We start from the raw sequence: 15,422 nt of genomic DNA, 5'->3' as shown, positions 1-15,422 counted from the left end.
ATGAAAATTCTTCCCGTACGGGCGCTCGTCACGAGCTTCGCCTGCCTGCCCCTGCTTGCCCAGGCCGACTTCATCGGCGACAGCAAGGCCAGCGTCGAGCTGCGCAACTTCTACTTCAACCGCGACTATCGCCAAACCGGCGCCGCCCAGTCGTACTCCGAGGAATGGGCACAGGGCTTCCTGCTGCGCCTGGAGTCGGGCTATACCGAGGGCACGGTCGGGTTCGGCGCGGACGCGCTTGGCCTGCTCGGCCTGAAACTCGACTCCAGCCCCGACCGCAGCGGCTCCGGCCTATTGCCCTACTCGGCCAGCGACAAGCGCGCCGCCGACGACTACAGCGACGTCGGCCTGACAGCGAAAATGCGTGTATCGAAGAGCACGCTGAAGGTCGGCACGCTGCTACCGAAGATGCCGGTGGTGCAGTACAACGATACGCGTCTGCATCCGCAGACGTTCCAGGGCGGCCTGGCCGAAATCAACGAAATCGACGGCCTGGCCATGCAACTGGGGCAGTTGCGCGAGGTCAAGCAGCGTGACTCGTCCAACCGCGAAGACCTGACGATGACCCGTGGCAACAAGCGCAACATCGTCCTTGGCCGCCATCTCACCAGTGACCGCTTCAACCTGGCCGGCGGCACCTACCGCTGGACCGACAACCTGAGTACCAGCTACCACTACGGCGGCCTCGAAGACTTCTACCGCCAGCACTACCTGAGCCTGGTACATGTCCTGCCGATCGCCGAGGGGCAGTCGTTGAAGTCCGATATCCGCTGGGCCCGCTCCACCGACGACGGGGGCAGCAATGTCGACAACCGGGCCCTCAATGCACTGTTCACCTACCGGCTGGGCGGCAGCAGTTTCGGCGTGGGCTACCAGCGCATGTCCGGCGACACTGGCTTCGCCTACCTCAGTGGCACCGACCCGTACCTGACCAACTTCGTGCAGATCGGCGACTTCGCCAACAAGGACGAGCGCTCCTGGCAGGTGCGCTATGACTACGACTTCGCCGCCCTCGGTCTGCCAGGGCTGACGTTCATGACGCGCTACCTGCAGGGCGACCATATCGACCTGCTCGATGGCCAGGGCCGCGGCAAGGAGTGGGAGCGCGATACCGACATCGGCTACGTGGTGCAGAGCGGGCCGCTGAAGAACCTGGGGTTGAAGGTGCGCAACGGGGCGTTTCGCAGCGACTTCGGCAACGACATCGATGAAACCCGGGTGATCCTCAGCTATCAGATGCCGCTGTGGTAGATCGATGACCTAATGGATGGCACGGAGCGCGCCCTCCTCACCCATAGGCGATGCTGTTGATGTACCAGACAGCTTCGCCTGTCGGCGTATGCACCACCACCTCGTCACCCTCTTCTTTCTTCAGCAGGGCACGAGCCATGGGCGAGTCGATCGAAATGTAGTCGTTGCGGCCATAGATCTCGTCATAGCCGACGATGCGAAACTTCATGCGCTCGCCGTCGTCGTTCTCGATTTCCACCCAGGCGCCGAAGAACACCTTGCCTTCCTGCTGCGGCGAATACGCCACCACCTTCACATCCTCGAGGCGCTTGCGCAGGTAGCGGACCCGACGGTCGATCTCGCGCAGCAGCTTCTTGTTGTACTGGTAGTCGGCATTCTCGCTGCGATCCCCCAGCGAAGCCGCCCAGGCGACCTTCTGGGTGATCTCGGGGCGGTACACCCGCCACAGATGGTCAAGCTCCTTCTTCAGGGCGTCATGACCTTCGGTGGTAATGATATTGGTGCTCAATGGCGCATTCCTCAGCGGCGGGTGATCAGGCCCTGGCGAGCGACGCGGGTCAGCTGGCCGATGACCTGGGCCGCATCGCAGGCCTGGGGTGCCTGGATCACTGCCAGGTCGAAGCGATCGCTGGCGTATTGCTCGAGCTGACCGACGCCGTCGATGAACTGGATCAGGAACGCACGGGCCTGGCCCTTGCGCCGTGAAAGGCCTTCAAGGTGCCGCAGAAGCGTGGGTTGATGCTGGCCGCCGAGCAGGATGCGCGGGGTGCGGGATGCCTGGTTGGCAGGCAGGGGGCTCAAGCAGACACTGGTACGTGGACAACTCATGGTGGTTTCTCTGCGCCTCGCAAAACCCGCTGGGCTGCGGTGGGAGGCTTCACCGAACCAGCGCTTTAGCGGTATTTCGGACGCACCTCGTGGGGCGTGTCCCGCGCCCCGCAAGTAGCTGTTTAAATCGGCGCAGGCAGTATCCTAGAGCCTAGCGTGAAAGGCCGCAACCCCACCTTGATCGATACTCAGCCTAGCGCTGCACCACCCGTTCCAGCTGCGAACGCTGGCGATTGAACGCCAGGAAGTACTTGTTGACGCTGTTGACGAAATTGACCGGCCCCATGCCCACCTGCTCCATGGCGATGCGTTCGGTCTGGAAGAACCACTGGTTGCCGTTCAGCCCCCGCCTGCGGGCCTCGGCGCGCATGGCCTGGACCCGCTCCGGGCCGAGGTTGTAGGCCGCCAGGGTGAAGGCCATGCGCTCGCGCTCGTTGATCTTGGCGCTGGCGAAGAACTTGCGGCGGATCAGCGCCAGGTAGCGGGCGCTGGCCTGGACATTGCCATCCACCGTCGCAGTGTTGCTCACGCCAACGCGCTGGGCCGCCGACGGGGTGATCTGCATCAGCCCATGGGCGCCGCCCGTGCCCCGTGCGGTCGGGTTGAGGGTCGACTCCTTGAAGGCCAGCGCCGCCAGGTTGAGCCAGTCGATCTGCTGCGCGTCGCCGTGCTTCTGCAACACCGGGCGCAACGATGCCAGGCGCTGGCGATCCTTGCGCGCCAGGGGGTTGTGCACGCGGTACTGGCGCCGATAGATGCGCTCGAAAGCCGCGTCCTGGTTGCCCGGTGCCCGATACCCCTTGAGGAAGCGGTCGACCGCGCCGAGCAGCAGCGTGGCATCCTTGCGCACATACCAGCGCATGGCCTGCGCCTTGCCCAGTTGCACGCGGTTGTCCAGGCGCAGGCGCGGCATCACCCGCGACCAACGCTGGGCGATCGGCCGCTCGACCACGGTCAGGTGATAGATGCCGGCCTGGACCATTTCCAGCACATCTTCCACCGCCAACGTCGAATCCACCCATTCCACCTTGATCGGCGGGCGCTTGCGCAAGGCCAGCTGCTGGTTGATCTGGGCGATCACAGCACCGGCGGCACTCGCCGACGTCAGCGCCACGGTGCGTCCGTACAACTGCTCTGCGCGGCTGAAGCTGCGCTCGCCCTTGCGTCCGACCAGGGTCAACGCCACCTGGTCGAGCACCGGTGCGCTTTCACCGACATTGCCCACGACGCTCGGGTCGAGTAGCTCACCCGGTGCGGCCAGGTCGCCCTCGCCGCGCTGCAAGGCGCCCAGCAGTTGCTCCTTGGCCCGAGGAATGATCTTGAGCTCGACCTGCTGGCCCTCCTCGACTCGTGCGTTGAGGTAGTGCTCGAAACTGCGCAAGCGGTAGTACTCGACGCCCACCGGCTCGCCCTTCACCTCCCCCGAGCTGTTGCGGCTCTGGTTGACCAGCACGCGCAGTACCTTGCTGCTGCGGATCTGCTCGAGGTCGCGCACCTTGCTCGCCGGTGCGTCTGGCTGCGGGCCGGGCAGCCGTGCATGGGCAGGGCCTGGGCCAAGCAGCGCGAACATCAGCAACAGGGTGAGCGCAGGTCGCAGCATGGAAACGGGTCCGAGGTGGAGGGCGGCGCCAGCATGGCGCAATCATGCCGTGAGAAATGAGGCTAAAAGACCACGACAAGCGACTGAAGTTCTTGGGTTTTTCCCGAAATTCGCGTTTTTTTGCTATGCTGGCCGCCCCGCGGCACGAGGTAGCACCATGCAACTGATCGATATCGGCGTCAACCTGACCAACAGCAGCTTCCACGACCAGCAAGCCGCCATCGTCGAACGCGCCATCGAAGCCGGGGTGTCGCGCATGGTGCTCACCGGCACCAGCCTCGAGGTCAGCGAGCAGGCACTTGCGCTGTGCCACGAGCTCGACGCCCCGGGCCAGCACCTGTTCGCCACTGCGGGTGTGCACCCACATGACGCCAAGTCCTGGAGCAGCGACAGCGAACGACAGTTGCGCCAGTTGTTGGCTGAACAGCGCGTGGTCGCGGTCGGTGAATGCGGGCTGGACTTCAACCGCGACTTCTCCCCCCGCCCGCTTCAGGAAAAGGCCCTTGAAGCACAACTGGCGCTGGCCGCCGAGCTACGTTTGCCGGTGTTCCTGCACGAACGCGATGCCAGCGAGCGCCTGCTGGCGATTCTCAAGGATATGCGCGACCACCTGCCGGCCGCCGTGGTGCATTGCTTCACCGGCGAGCGCGCGGCGTTGTTCGCCTACCTGGACCTAGACCTGCACATCGGTATCACTGGCTGGATCTGCGACGAGCGCCGTGGTACACACCTGCACCCGCTGGTGGGCAATATCCCGGCAGGCCGCCTGATGCTGGAGAGCGATGCGCCCTACCTGCTGCCGCGCAGCCTGCGGCCCAAGCCAAAGAACGGCCGCAACGAACCGGCGTTCCTGCCGGAGGTGTTGCGCGAAGTGGCGCAGCATCGAGGTGAAGCCCTGGAAAACACCGCCGCCCACACCACCGCCACGGCCGAGGCATTCTTCCACTTACGCCAAGGCTGACGAGGCCTGGCAACGGTTTGTTGATACACATCAAGGTCTTCCTGGAACGCGCGGGCACAATGATGGCACCTTGCCAACAATGTTTCCGCTCAACTCAGAGAAGACCTACCCATGGGTGCCTGGCTTAGCAATGTTTCCCTGAAGTACAAGTTCTGGGCCGTCAACGCGGTGGCCTTCGTCACTACCCTGCTCTTGGTGCTCTACGCCGTCCATCTGGAGCAACTTGCCCGCATCGATGCCGCGCGCGCCCAGGCCGAGGCCCAGGGGCAGCTGCTGGCTGCGTGGCCGGCAGGCCAGCCGCTGCCCAGCCAGGCCAACGTCATCTCCTGGCCAGCCGGGCAAACCCCGACCCTGGCCGGCGAGCCGCTGCCAGCCCTGCACGGTGCCCAAGGCTGGGTCGAGCTGCCGGCGGCCTGGGCAATGGGCGACAACCCGCTGTACGGTGCACAGGTGTTGCACCGTGATTCCCAACAGGTCGCGGTACTGGCGCAAGCGCCAAGCCTGCGCCAGGTGTTCTTCGAGCGGTTCAGCAACTATGCGGTATGCGTACTGGTACTGATGCTGGCCATGCTCGGCGCTTCGCAGTTGCTCATCCGCTTTTTGCTCAGCCAGCTCAATACCCTCAAGGACGTGATGCTGCACGTCGAGAAAACCGGCGATCTGTCTGCCCGCGTGCCTCTGGCCTGTGGCGACGAAGTCGGCCAGATGGCTGGCGCCTTCAACGCCATGCAGGCCACCTACCATCGGGTGGTCGGCACCGTGGCCCGCACGGCCGCGCAACTCGACGCCGGCGCGGCGAGCCTGGCGGCCAGCATGAGCGAGGTTCGCCACGGCATGCTCGGTCAGCAGAGCGAAACCGACCAGGCGGCCACGGCAATCAACCAGATGTCCGCCACCGTGCACCATATCGCCCAGCATGCCGGCGCCACCCGCGACCTGTCCCAGGCCGCCGACACCTTGGCCGGCGATGGCCAGCAGGTGGTGAGCCGCGTCCAGACCTCGATCGCCGGGCTGTCCACCGGCGTACAGCAGACCGCGCAGATGATCAACCAGCTGGCCGAGGACAGCCAGAAGATCAACGGCGTGGTCGGGGTCATCCACAGCATTGCCGAGCAGACCAACCTGCTCGCCCTCAACGCCGCCATCGAAGCCGCCCGCGCCGGTGACCTGGGGCGTGGCTTCGCCGTGGTCGCCGACGAGGTGCGCAGCCTGGCCAAACGGGTGCAGGCCTCCACCGACGAAATCACCCGCATGGTCGCCGACTTGCAGGCCGGAACCCGCGATGCGGTGGAGTTCATGCAGGAAAGCTCGTACAAAGCCGACGATTGCGTACGTGAAGCGCGCGAGGCAGGCGAGGCCCTGGCGGAAATCACCGGTGCAGTGGCGCAGATGCGCGAAAGCAACACGCAGATCGCCGTGGCCGCGCAGCAACAGAGCCAGGTCGCCGAGGAAATGAATCGTGCCGTGGTGAGCATCCGCGATGTCACCGAACAGACCGTGGCGCAGACAGTCGGCTCCGCTACCACCAGCAACGAACTGGCGACCCTGGCGGGTGAGCTGAACAAGGCTATCGGCCAGCTCAAGCTGTAGTCGGCGCTATAGCGACCATAGCCAGCCTCGATTGGCCCCCGCCCGGGGCCGCACTAAGCTTTGGGCATGACTTGGAGGAATTGCCCATGAGCAAACGATTGCCCAATCTCCACGCCTGGCAATGGCGCGGCTACCACCACAACCACCGCCACCCGACCAACCTGGTGCTGCACCTGATCGCGGTGCCGCTGTTCATCCTCGGCGCCTTGCTGGTGCTCTCGGGATTGTTCGGCCTGGACCTGAGCCAGCTTGCCGTCGGCATCATCGCCCTGCTCGCCGGCCTTGGCATGCAGCGCCAGGGGCATCGTCTGGAGGCCGAGCAGCCTGAACCGTTCGCCAACCGCAAGGACGCCGTGCAACGCCTGCTGACTGAGCAATTCATCACCTTTCCGCGCTTCGTGCTCAGCGGCGCCTGGTGGCGGGCCTGGCGTGAACGCCACAAGCACCGCCACTGAGTGCGGGGTGTGACTACTTGCCTGCCTTGCCGCGCCCCAGCGCCTTGAGCAAGGCATCCAGGGTCACGTCAGAGGTACGTTCGGCCTCATGCAGCTCTTGCTCCCAGTCGCCCCTGCACGGAGCCAGGTCGGCGTGGTCGCGCGCCTGCAGCAGCCACTGCAGCCGATCATGCCAGTCCCCCAGGTCGCCCTGGGCACGCTTGAGCAGCTTCTGCAGTTTCTTGCCGGCGTGATCCAGCTGCGGATACGCCTCGTCACCATAGCGGGCACGCTTGATCAGCAAACGCAGGCGATGGCGATCATGGGTCGGGTCACGCAGGGCGTCGTGGAGCTTGTGCCATTGCTTGACCAAGCGCCTATCGATGCGTTTGTCGAGGTTCGGCACCAGGCCTTCGCGGCCCGCCGCACGCAGGAACAACGGGAACGCATCGACAATCGCCAGCACTCGGGTCAGCTGCGCGCTGCGCGCCACGTTGGCGAACGCCTGCGCACGCCCAGCCTGGCGCCGCTGCCCAGCCGCAGTCAGGCCTCGACGCAACAGCTCGGCCGCCAGCACCTCACGATCACGCAGCGGCGTGGTCAGCTCTCCCAGCGACTTGCATGCCTCCTCCAACTGTTCTACGCCAGGCAGGCCGCGCAACGGGCGCAGCAGGCTGCGCAGGCGCCGCACGTTGGTACGCAAGTCATGCAACGCCTCGCTGTCGGTGTCGGCAGCAAGGCGCTCGCGGCAGGCCAGCAGGCGAACCTGCTGGGCCAGTATCTGGGCAACCACATGATCGAGCATGGCGGCCATACGTAACTCCTTGGTCAGCGACCGGCACGCGACTCACGAATGTAGAACCGCGCCTTCTCGGCCTTGTTGGTGCAACCTTCGAACCCTTCGAACTGCTGCTGGGTCTTGGCGCCGGTCAGCAGCGACAGGGCCTTGGAATAACTGACGGTGCCGGCGAAGCCTTCGGCCTTGGCCAGGTCGAGCTCTTTCCAGGCAGCGTCCAGCTGGGTCGCGCAGCTGTCACGGTAGGCCGTCTTGCCGGCACAGCCAGCCAGCGCCAGGGCAATCAGAGGAAGGCAGATCCAGGCTTTCATCGGTGGTACCTCAAAGGGAAAAAGAATGGCTGTTCGACGCCCAGGCAAAGGAAAAGTGCCGTGCTCGGCACGGCTGCGCTCAGCATGCTTTGCTTAGGGTAGCTCAGCCCTGCGTGCATTGAAGCACAGCGCGCGAAGGTGCATTGTTGGACCATGGTTGCACAGATGGGGGAAACAGCATGAGCAAACGCGTGGCGCTGGTACTGGGTTCGGGGGGCGCCCGAGGGTATGCCCACATCGGGGTGATCGAGGAAATCGAGCGGCGCGGCTACGAGATCGCCTGTGTCGCAGGTTGCTCCATGGGCGCGGTGATTGGCGGCATCTATGCCGCTGGCAAACTGGAGGACTATCGCAACTGGATCGAGAGCCTCGACTACCTGGACGTGTTGCGCCTGGTCGATGTCAGCTTCCGCCTCGGCGCCATCCGGGGCGACAAGGTGTTCGGGCAAATTCGCAAGATCGTCGGGGAAATCAACATCGAGCAATTGCGCATACCCTACACGGCGGTCGCGACCGATCTCACCAACCAGCAGGAAATCTGGTTCCAGGAAGGCTGCCTGCACCAGGCCATGCGTGCCTCGGCGGCCATTCCCAGCCTGTTCACACCCGTGATGCAGGGCAACCGCATGCTGGTCGATGGCGGCATCCTCAACCCGCTGCCGATCGTCCCGGTGGTGTCCAGCCACAGCGACCTGATCATCGCGGTCAACCTCAACTCGACCAACCAGAAACAGTATCAGTTGCCAGTGATCGAACGCCCGGCGGCGTTCAAGATGCGTTTCGACGCGCTCATAAACTCCCTCGGCTCGCGCCTGCCCTTTCGTCGCAAGCCTGCCGAGGAACTGATCCGCATCGAGCAGGAGATCGTCACCGAAGGCCTGGCCCCACCCAGCCCCTGGCTGGCTGACGAAGCCGACCCCGAAGCCCAGCAACCGGCAGCGGCCCCGGAACGCAGCGGCGCGCCAAAATCGGCGACAGGTTCGTTCATCGTCGACAACGTCGGGCCGGCGTCGCTGCTTGACCTGATCAACCAGAGCTTCGAAGTGATGCAGACGTCGCTGGCCCAGTACAAGATCGCCGGCTACCCGCCAGACGTGCTGATCAACGTGCCCAAGCGGGTATGTCGGTTCTTCGAGTTCTACAAGGCGCCGGAGCTGATCGCGCTGGGACGGGAGATTGCACGCGATACGCTGGACAACTACGAAGGGCAGAAGCGCTGAAGGCGTTGCCCGAACCGGCGATGAAGCCAGCACAATCCCACAGAAACGAGACAGGCCGCATATAGCGGCCTGTTTCGTCATGCAGCGAGCACTCAGTAACGCGTGATATCCGCGCTGCCTTCGAGCTGCTTGCGGAACGCAGCGAAGTCCTGCTGGCCCGCACGCGAGGCGAGGTAGCGACGAATCTGCTGCTTCTCCTCGTCGGTGGCCGCAGCGCCTTCGTTGACGCCCTTGAGCTGCAACACCACCAGGCTACCGTCAGCCAGGGCCACGCTGCCGTAGACCGGCTTGTCCTTGGCTTCTGGCTTGGCCAGGCGGAACAGCGCCTGCAGCTCGGCCGGGTCGATGCCATCCTGGCCACGGGTGACCGCTTCGGCTGGTTTCCAGACCTGGCCTTCGTAGGCCTGGGCACCGGCGATGGAGCCGTCACGCAGACCGGCGATCAGCTTGTCGGCCTTGGCCTTGAGCTCGGCGGTAGCCTTTTCCTTGGCCAGGTGATCGGCGATGTTGCCGGCCACGGCTTCCAGAGGCAGTTGCGCAGGCTTGCGGTGTTCCTTGACCCGCAGCACGACAGTGGTTTCCGGATCCAGCTCGATGGCGGTGCTGTTCGCACCCTCCTCCAGCACTTCCTCGGAGAACGCTGCTTGTACCACCTGGCGGTTGGCGGTAATGCCGTCGCCACCTTCGCGACCAAACGCTGCCGAAGTCTGCACCTTGAGGTTCAGGTCCTGGGCCGGCTGGGCCAGGTCGGAAGCCTCGTAAGCGGCGTCCTGCAGCTGCTTGCTGGCGTCGACGTAACGCTGCTCGACCAGCGGCGTCTTCAGGTCGCGGATGAGCTTGTCCTTCAGGCTGGCGAAGCTAGGCACCTGCGGCGCCTCGACACCCAGCAGCTTGATCAGATGATAGCCATACTCGGTACGCACCGGCTCCGAGACCTGGTTCTTATCGAGCTTGTAGAGCGCGGTTTCGAATGCCGGGTCGTAAACGCCTGGGCCTGCAAAGCCGAGATCACCACCGGTGCTGGCCGAACCTGGATCCTGGGAGAACTCCTTGGCCAGCGCGGCGAAATCCTCACCCTTGGCCAGGCGCTGCTGCACTTCCTCGATGCGGGCCTTGGCCTGGGCATCGGTCACCTTGTCGTTGACCTCGATGAGGATATGCGCGGCATGGCGCTGTTCGACGAGGTTGGCGATTTCCTTCTCGTACTGCGCCTTGAGCTCTTCGTCGCTGACCTTGACCTGATCGAAGAACGCCGATTTCTTGAGTTCGACATAGTCGATGACCACCTGGTCGGGACTCATGAATTCCTTGGCGTGCTGGTCGTAGTGCGCCTTGATCTCTTCGTCGCTGATCTTGATCGCGGCCGGGTTGGCCTTGAAGGTCAGGGAGGCGAAGTCGCGGGTCTGTTTTTCCAGGCGGGCGAAAGCGTCCACCTGCTGGTCGGTGACGAAGCTACTGCCGGCGATCCCGGTGCGCAACTGGCCGATGAGCATCTCTTCGGCCAGCATGTCGCGGAATTGCATGCGGCTGTAGCCCATCTGGCGGATGACCTGGTCGAAACGGTCGGCATTGAACTTGCCGTCCACCTGGAATTCCGGCGTCTGCAGGATCACCTGATCCAGCGCGGCCTCGGAGAAGGCGAACTTGGCATCGGCAGCACCCTGCAGCAGCAGTTTGCGGTCGATCAGCCCCTTGAGCGCCGCTTCGCGCAGCATTTTTTCATCCAGCAGAGCCGGGTCGAAATCCTTGCCCAGCTGTTGCATGAGCTGGCGGCGCTGCATGTCGGCCGCCTGGCTCAGCTCGTTCTGGCTGATGGTCTCGCCGTTCACCTTGGCGGCGTCCTGGCTATGAGTGGCGGCCTGGAAAATGGCCTCGAAGCCAGTCAACGCCATCAGCATGACGATAAGGCCGATGATGGTCTTGGCAATCCAACCTTGTGAATTGTCCCTGATATTTTGCAGCATGCGTCCCCCAGAAACGGCTGTACCACTGCGTCGACAACCGCGGAGCGTGGGTAGAATCCTGATAAAAGAAAGGCGCATCCGAGGATGCGCCTTTTCTTAGCAAACGTGTCAGGCGGGAACGTTTGCGCCCCGCCGTCACCGTGCTCGGACCTGGCCAGGCCGGGTCCGGCTGAAAGACGACTTAGTTGACGGCGTCTTTCAGGCCTTTGCCAGCCTTGAAGCCTGGAACCTTGGCAGCGGCGATCTTGATGGCCTTGCCGGTTTGTGGGTTGCGGCCGGTGCGCTCGGCGCGCTCTTTGACCGAGAAGGTACCGAAGCCAACCAGTACCACGTCGTCACCTTGCTTCAGGGCGCCGGTGACGGATTCGATGACTGCATCCAGCGCACGGCCGGCTACAGCTTTCGGGATGTCTGCAGAAGCGGCGATAGCGTCAATCAGTTCCGACTTGTTCACTCTAAGTCCCCTTATATCTCTATTGAGTTTGTTTCTAAGTATGTAATGAAAGCTTATGAAACGTGCGCTGAGTGGCTTACTGACGATAGCGTGCCGCTTTATAGCAAGGCCCCGAAAAAACTGTCAAGGAAAGCCCCCCAGCCAAAAACTACTAATGCGTGCTGATTCTTTCCTTAGCATCGCCGTCGCGCTTTTCATCTTTCGCGACAATCTCAGGAGCCACATCTGGCAAGGGCTCCGGGGCGTATTGCAGCGCAATTTGCAGGACTTCGTCAATCCATTTAACCGGTTTGATTTGCAGATCCTGTTTGATATTTTCAGGAATTTCCTTCAAATCGCGAACATTCTCCTCCGGAATGATCACCGTCTTGATGCCCCCACGGTGCGCAGCCAGCAGTTTTTCCTTCAACCCACCGATGGCCAACACCTGGCCACGCAGGGTGATTTCGCCGGTCATGGCCACGTCGGCACGTACCGGAATCTGGGTCAGCGCCGACACCAGTGCGGTGCACATGCCAATACCGGCACTCGGGCCATCCTTGGGCGTGGCGCCCTCGGGCATGTGGATGTGCACGTCGTGCTTCTCATGGAAATCGGCAGCGATGCCCAGGCTGCGAGCACGGCTGCGGACCACGGTCTGCGCGGCGGTGATCGATTCGACCATGACGTCGCCGAGCGAGCCGGTCTTGATCAACTGGCCCTTGCCGGGGATGACCACGGCTTCGATGGTCAGCAGTTCACCGCCCACCTGGGTCCAGGCAAGCCCGGTAACCTGGCCGATCTGGTCCTGCTGCTCGGCCAGGCCGTAGCGGAACTTGCGCACACCCAGCAGATGCTCGAGCTGCTCACCGGTGACCTTGACCCGCACCTGCTTCTGCCCGGTGTGTTCCTTGACCACCTTGCGGCAGACCTTGGCGATCTGGCGCTCGAGGCCACGCACACCTGCCTCGCGGGTGTAGTAGCGGATGATGTCGCGAATGGCCGAGACGTCGATCTCGAGCTCTTCTTTCTTCAAACCGTTGGCCTTGACCTGCTTGGGCGTCAGGTACTTGACCGCGATGTTGATCTTCTCGTCCTCGGTGTAACCCGGCAGGCGGATGACTTCCATCCGGTCCAGCAATGCCGGCGGGATGTTCATCGAGTTCGAGGTGCACAGGAACATCACGTCCGAGAGGTCGTAGTCGACCTCCAGGTAGTGGTCGTTGAAGTTGTGGTTCTGCTCGGGATCGAGCACCTCCAGCAACGCCGAAGCCGGGTCGCCACGCATGTCGCTGCCCATCTTGTCGATCTCGTCGAGCAGGAACAGCGGGTTGCGTACGCCCACCTTGGTCATTTTCTGGATCAACCGGCCCGGCATGGAGCCGATGTAGGTACGACGGTGGCCACGGATCTCGGCCTCGTCACGCACGCCACCGAGGGCCATGCGCACGAACTTGCGGTTGGTCGCGGCGGCGATCGACTCGGCCAGGGAGGTCTTGCCCACGCCAGGCGGGCCGACCAGGCACAGTACCGGGCCACGGATCTTCTTCACGCGCTTCTGTACGGCGAGGTACTCAAGAATGCGTTCCTTGACCTCTTCCAGGCCATAGTGGTCGGCATCGAGGATCTCCTCGGCCTTGGTCAGGTCAAGGCGAACCTTGCTCTGGGCCTTCCACGGCACCTGCACGAGCCAGTCGAGGTAGGTGCGTACCACGGTGGCCTCGGCCGACATCGGCGACATCTGCTTGAGCTTGTTCAGCTCGGCCTGGGCCTTGGCCAAGGCATCCTTGGGCAAACCGGCGGCGTCGATGCGCTTTTTCAGCTCCTCGACTTCGTTGTGGCCTTCATCGCCATCGCCGAGCTCCTTCTGAATGGCCTTCATCTGCTCATTCAGGTAGTACTCGCGCTGGCTGCGCTCCATTTGTTTCTTGACCCGGCCACGGATGCGCTTCTCGACCTGCAGCAGGTCGATCTCGGCATCCAGCAGCGCCAGCACGTGTTCGACACGCGCAGCCAGGTCGACGATCTCGAGAATGTCCTGCTTCTGCTCGATCTTCAAGGCCATGTGCGCGGCCATGGTGTCGACCAGGCGCCCCGGCTCTTCGATGCTGTTGAGCGACGACAGAACCTCGGCTGGCACCTTCTTGCCCAGTTGAACGTATTGCTCGAACTGCGACAGCAAGGTACGCACGAAGACTTCCGACTCGCGCTCGGCGGCGTCGATTTCATCGATCAGGGAGACTTCGGCACGGATGTGCCCGTCCACTTCGTTGAAGCGCTCGACGGCGCCTCGCTGCTCGCCTTCTACCAGCACCTTGACGGTGCCATCAGGCAGCTTGAGCAATTGCAGCACGGTGGCGACGGTACCGACACGGTACAGGGCATCTTCGCCCGGATCATCGTCGGCTGGGTTCTTCTGGGCCAGCAGGAGAATCTGCTTCTCGCCCGTCATCGCGGCCTCGAGGGCTTCGATGGACTTTTCGCGCCCCACGAACAGCGGGATGACCATATGCGGATAGACGACGACGTCGCGCAATGGCAAAAGAGGCAAGTCGAGGGTGGTCTTCATGATTTCGCCTCTACAGCGGCCTTGTGGCCGGAAACCGTTGGAAATGTTGCTTGGAGCTAATGTGGGGGCACGCCTGGGAAATTACAAGCGCTAGTGCAGGAAAAGCAAAAAGGGGCCCATAGGCCCCTTTTTGCTATCTACCACACGCACCGACTCAGGCGTCGGGGGCAGCCTTGGCTTGCGGCTCGCTGTTTTCGTAGATCAACAGCGGCTGCGACGTGCCATCGATGACGCTCTCATCGATCACCACCTTGCTGACATCCTTCTGCGAAGGAATCTCGTACATGGTGTCGAGCAGCACGCCCTCGAGGATCGAACGCAGGCCACGGGCGCCGGTTTTGCGCTCCAGGGCCTTGCGAGCAACGGCCTTGAGCGCATCGCTGCGGAACTCGAGGTCGACGCTTTCCATCTCGAACAGCTTGGCATACTGCTTGGTCAGGGCGTTCTTCGGCTCGGTGAGGATCTGCATCAGAGCAGCCTCGTCCAGCTCGTCGAGGGTCGCCAGTACCGGCAGGCGGCCAACGAATTCGGGGATCAGGCCAAACTTCACCAGATCGTCCGGTTCGACCTCACGCAGGGACTCGCCGACCTTCTTGCCCTCTTCCTTGCTGCGCACTTCGGCGCCAAAACCGATACCACCTCGGGTGGAGCGGTTCTGGATGACCTTTTCCAGGCCCGAGAACGCGCCGCCGCAGATGAACAGGATGTTGCGGGTATCGACCTGCAGGAACTCCTGTTGCGGGTGCTTGCGCCCCCCTTGCGGCGGAACGGAGGCCACGGTGCCTTCGATCAGCTTCAGCAACGCCTGCTGCACGCCCTCACCCGAAACGTCACGGGTAATGGACGGGTTGTCCGACTTGCGCGAAATCTTGTCGATCTCGTCGATGTAGACGATGCCCATCTGGGCCTTTTCCACGTCGTAGTCGCACTTCTGCAACAGCTTCTGAATGATGTTCTCGACGTCCTCACCCACGTAACCGGCTTCGGTCAGGGTGGTGGCGTCGGCGATGGTGAACGGTACGTTCAACAAGCGCGCAAGGGTTTCGGCGAGCAGGGTCTTGCCCGAGCCGGTCGGCCCGATGAGCAGGATGTTGCTCTTGCCGAGTTCGACCTCGTCACCCTTCTTGTCACGCTGGTTCAGGCGCTTGTAGTGGTTGTACACCGCTACCGACAGCACCTTCTTGGCACGTTCCTGACCGATGACGTACTGGTCAAGGATGCCGCTGATTTCTTTCGGCGAAGGTAATTTGTGCGCGTTGCTCTCGGCCTGGGCTTCCTGCACCTCCTCGCGGATGATGTCATTGCACAGGTCGACGCACTCGTCGCAGATAAATACCGAGGGCCCGGCAATCAATTTGCGCACTTCGTGCTGGCTTTTGCCGCAGAAGGAGCAATAGAGCAATTTGCCGCTGTCCTCGCCGTTACGGGTGTCAGTCATTCGATCGATCCAATCCGGTAGGCTTGC

14 protein-coding genes are annotated in these 15,422 nt (G+C 63.0%); 5 read left to right on the top strand and 9 right to left on the bottom strand.

Going from position 1 to position 15,422, the window contains the following annotated elements:
• Positions 1-1,251, top strand: a complete 1,251-nt coding sequence (locus E6B08_RS09685; protein WP_136913799.1) for an OprD family porin — start codon at positions 1-3, stop codon at positions 1,249-1,251.
• Between the two features lie 37 nt (positions 1,252-1,288).
• Here E6B08_RS09685 and greB read toward each other — a convergent pair whose 3' ends face one another.
• From greB to E6B08_RS09670, 3 genes are all read right to left on the bottom strand, one after another.
• On the bottom strand, positions 1,289-1,759 hold the full coding sequence (greB, locus tag E6B08_RS09680) for a transcription elongation factor GreB (RefSeq protein ID WP_136913798.1): 471 nt from the start codon (positions 1,757-1,759) through the stop codon (positions 1,289-1,291).
• 11 nt (positions 1,760-1,770) lie between these two features.
• Positions 1,771-2,079 (bottom strand): hypothetical protein, encoded by a 309-nt coding sequence (locus E6B08_RS09675; protein ID WP_136913797.1) that lies wholly within the window; start codon positions 2,077-2,079, stop codon positions 1,771-1,773.
• A 193-nt stretch (positions 2,080-2,272) separates the two neighbouring features.
• Positions 2,273-3,679 carry a transglycosylase SLT domain-containing protein gene (locus E6B08_RS09670; protein WP_136913796.1) on the bottom strand — a complete coding sequence of 469 codons (1,407 nt, stop codon included), beginning with the start codon at positions 3,677-3,679 and terminating at the stop codon, positions 2,273-2,275.
• A 157-nt stretch (positions 3,680-3,836) separates the two neighbouring features.
• Here E6B08_RS09670 and E6B08_RS09665 point away from each other — a divergent pair, with 157 nt between their 5' ends.
• From E6B08_RS09665 to E6B08_RS09655, 3 genes are all read left to right on the top strand, one after another.
• A complete protein-coding gene (locus tag E6B08_RS09665) occupies positions 3,837-4,640 on the top strand; it encodes a TatD family hydrolase (protein WP_136913795.1) in 804 nt (267 codons plus the stop codon).
• A 111-nt stretch (positions 4,641-4,751) separates the two neighbouring features.
• Complete coding sequence (locus E6B08_RS09660) at positions 4,752-6,230, top strand: methyl-accepting chemotaxis protein (RefSeq protein WP_136913794.1); 1,479 nt, start codon at positions 4,752-4,754, stop codon at positions 6,228-6,230.
• A gap of 86 nt (positions 6,231-6,316) precedes the next feature.
• A complete protein-coding gene (locus E6B08_RS09655) occupies positions 6,317-6,685 on the top strand; it encodes an Mpo1-like protein (protein ID WP_136913793.1) in 369 nt (122 codons plus the stop codon).
• A gap of 13 nt (positions 6,686-6,698) precedes the next feature.
• Here the strand turns inward: E6B08_RS09655 and E6B08_RS09650 are convergent, their stop codons facing one another.
• Complete coding sequence (locus tag E6B08_RS09650; RefSeq protein WP_136913792.1) at positions 6,699-7,478, bottom strand: CHAD domain-containing protein; 780 nt, start codon at positions 7,476-7,478, stop codon at positions 6,699-6,701.
• 14 nt (positions 7,479-7,492) lie between these two features.
• The gene (locus tag E6B08_RS09645; protein WP_136913791.1) at positions 7,493-7,771 is read right to left on the bottom strand and encodes a hypothetical protein; all 279 of its coding nucleotides are present in this window, start codon (positions 7,769-7,771) and stop codon (positions 7,493-7,495) included.
• Positions 7,772-7,950: 179 nt separating this feature from the next.
• Between E6B08_RS09645 and E6B08_RS09640 the strand changes: the two genes are divergently transcribed.
• Entirely contained in the window at positions 7,951-8,991 is a 1,041-nt protein-coding gene (locus tag E6B08_RS09640) for a patatin-like phospholipase family protein (RefSeq protein WP_136913790.1), read from the top strand.
• Between the two features lie 92 nt (positions 8,992-9,083).
• Here the strand turns inward: E6B08_RS09640 and E6B08_RS09635 are convergent, their stop codons facing one another.
• From E6B08_RS09635 to clpX, 4 genes are all read right to left on the bottom strand, one after another.
• A complete protein-coding gene (locus E6B08_RS09635; RefSeq protein ID WP_136913789.1) occupies positions 9,084-10,955 on the bottom strand; it encodes a SurA N-terminal domain-containing protein in 1,872 nt (623 codons plus the stop codon).
• Positions 10,956-11,136: 181 nt separating this feature from the next.
• Positions 11,137-11,409 carry a nucleoid-associated protein HU-beta gene (gene hupB / locus E6B08_RS09630; RefSeq protein ID WP_011533117.1) on the bottom strand — a complete coding sequence of 91 codons (273 nt, stop codon included), beginning with the start codon at positions 11,407-11,409 and terminating at the stop codon, positions 11,137-11,139.
• Positions 11,410-11,560: 151 nt separating this feature from the next.
• Positions 11,561-13,957 carry an endopeptidase La gene (gene lon, locus E6B08_RS09625; RefSeq protein WP_136913788.1) on the bottom strand — a complete coding sequence of 799 codons (2,397 nt, stop codon included), beginning with the start codon at positions 13,955-13,957 and terminating at the stop codon, positions 11,561-11,563.
• 154 nt (positions 13,958-14,111) lie between these two features.
• A complete protein-coding gene (gene clpX, locus E6B08_RS09620; protein ID WP_136913787.1) occupies positions 14,112-15,395 on the bottom strand; it encodes an ATP-dependent Clp protease ATP-binding subunit ClpX in 1,284 nt (427 codons plus the stop codon).
• Positions 15,396-15,422 lie beyond the last annotated feature (27 nt).

Source organism: Pseudomonas putida, assembly GCF_005080685.1.
Taxonomy (GTDB): Bacteria; Pseudomonadota; Gammaproteobacteria; order Pseudomonadales; family Pseudomonadaceae; genus Aquipseudomonas; species Aquipseudomonas putida_V.
This window is presented reverse-complemented; position numbering and strand designations above follow the sequence as displayed.

Bases quoted from the DNA above. Each gene is read 5' to 3' on its own strand.
- lon (WP_136913788.1), bottom strand. From the start codon at position 13,957: ATGAAGACCACCCTCGACTTGCCTCTTTTGCCATTGCGCGACGTCGTC.
- clpX (WP_136913787.1), bottom strand. From the start codon at position 15,395: ATGACTGACACCCGTAACGGCGAGGACAGCGGCAAATTGCTCTATTGC.
- E6B08_RS09660 (WP_136913794.1), top strand. From the start codon at position 4,752: ATGGGTGCCTGGCTTAGCAATGTTTCCCTGAAGTACAAGTTCTGGGCC.
- E6B08_RS09635 (WP_136913789.1), bottom strand. From the start codon at position 10,955: ATGCTGCAAAATATCAGGGACAATTCACAAGGTTGGATTGCCAAGACC.
- E6B08_RS09665 (WP_136913795.1), top strand. From the start codon at position 3,837: ATGCAACTGATCGATATCGGCGTCAACCTGACCAACAGCAGCTTCCAC.
- E6B08_RS09645 (WP_136913791.1), bottom strand. From the start codon at position 7,771: ATGAAAGCCTGGATCTGCCTTCCTCTGATTGCCCTGGCGCTGGCTGGC.
- E6B08_RS09655 (WP_136913793.1), top strand. From the start codon at position 6,317: ATGAGCAAACGATTGCCCAATCTCCACGCCTGGCAATGGCGCGGCTAC.
- E6B08_RS09670 (WP_136913796.1), bottom strand. From the start codon at position 3,679: ATGCTGCGACCTGCGCTCACCCTGTTGCTGATGTTCGCGCTGCTTGGC.
- E6B08_RS09675 (WP_136913797.1), bottom strand. From the start codon at position 2,079: ATGAGTTGTCCACGTACCAGTGTCTGCTTGAGCCCCCTGCCTGCCAAC.
- E6B08_RS09640 (WP_136913790.1), top strand. From the start codon at position 7,951: ATGAGCAAACGCGTGGCGCTGGTACTGGGTTCGGGGGGCGCCCGAGGG.
- E6B08_RS09650 (WP_136913792.1), bottom strand. From the start codon at position 7,478: ATGGCCGCCATGCTCGATCATGTGGTTGCCCAGATACTGGCCCAGCAG.
- E6B08_RS09685 (WP_136913799.1), top strand. From the start codon at position 1: ATGAAAATTCTTCCCGTACGGGCGCTCGTCACGAGCTTCGCCTGCCTG.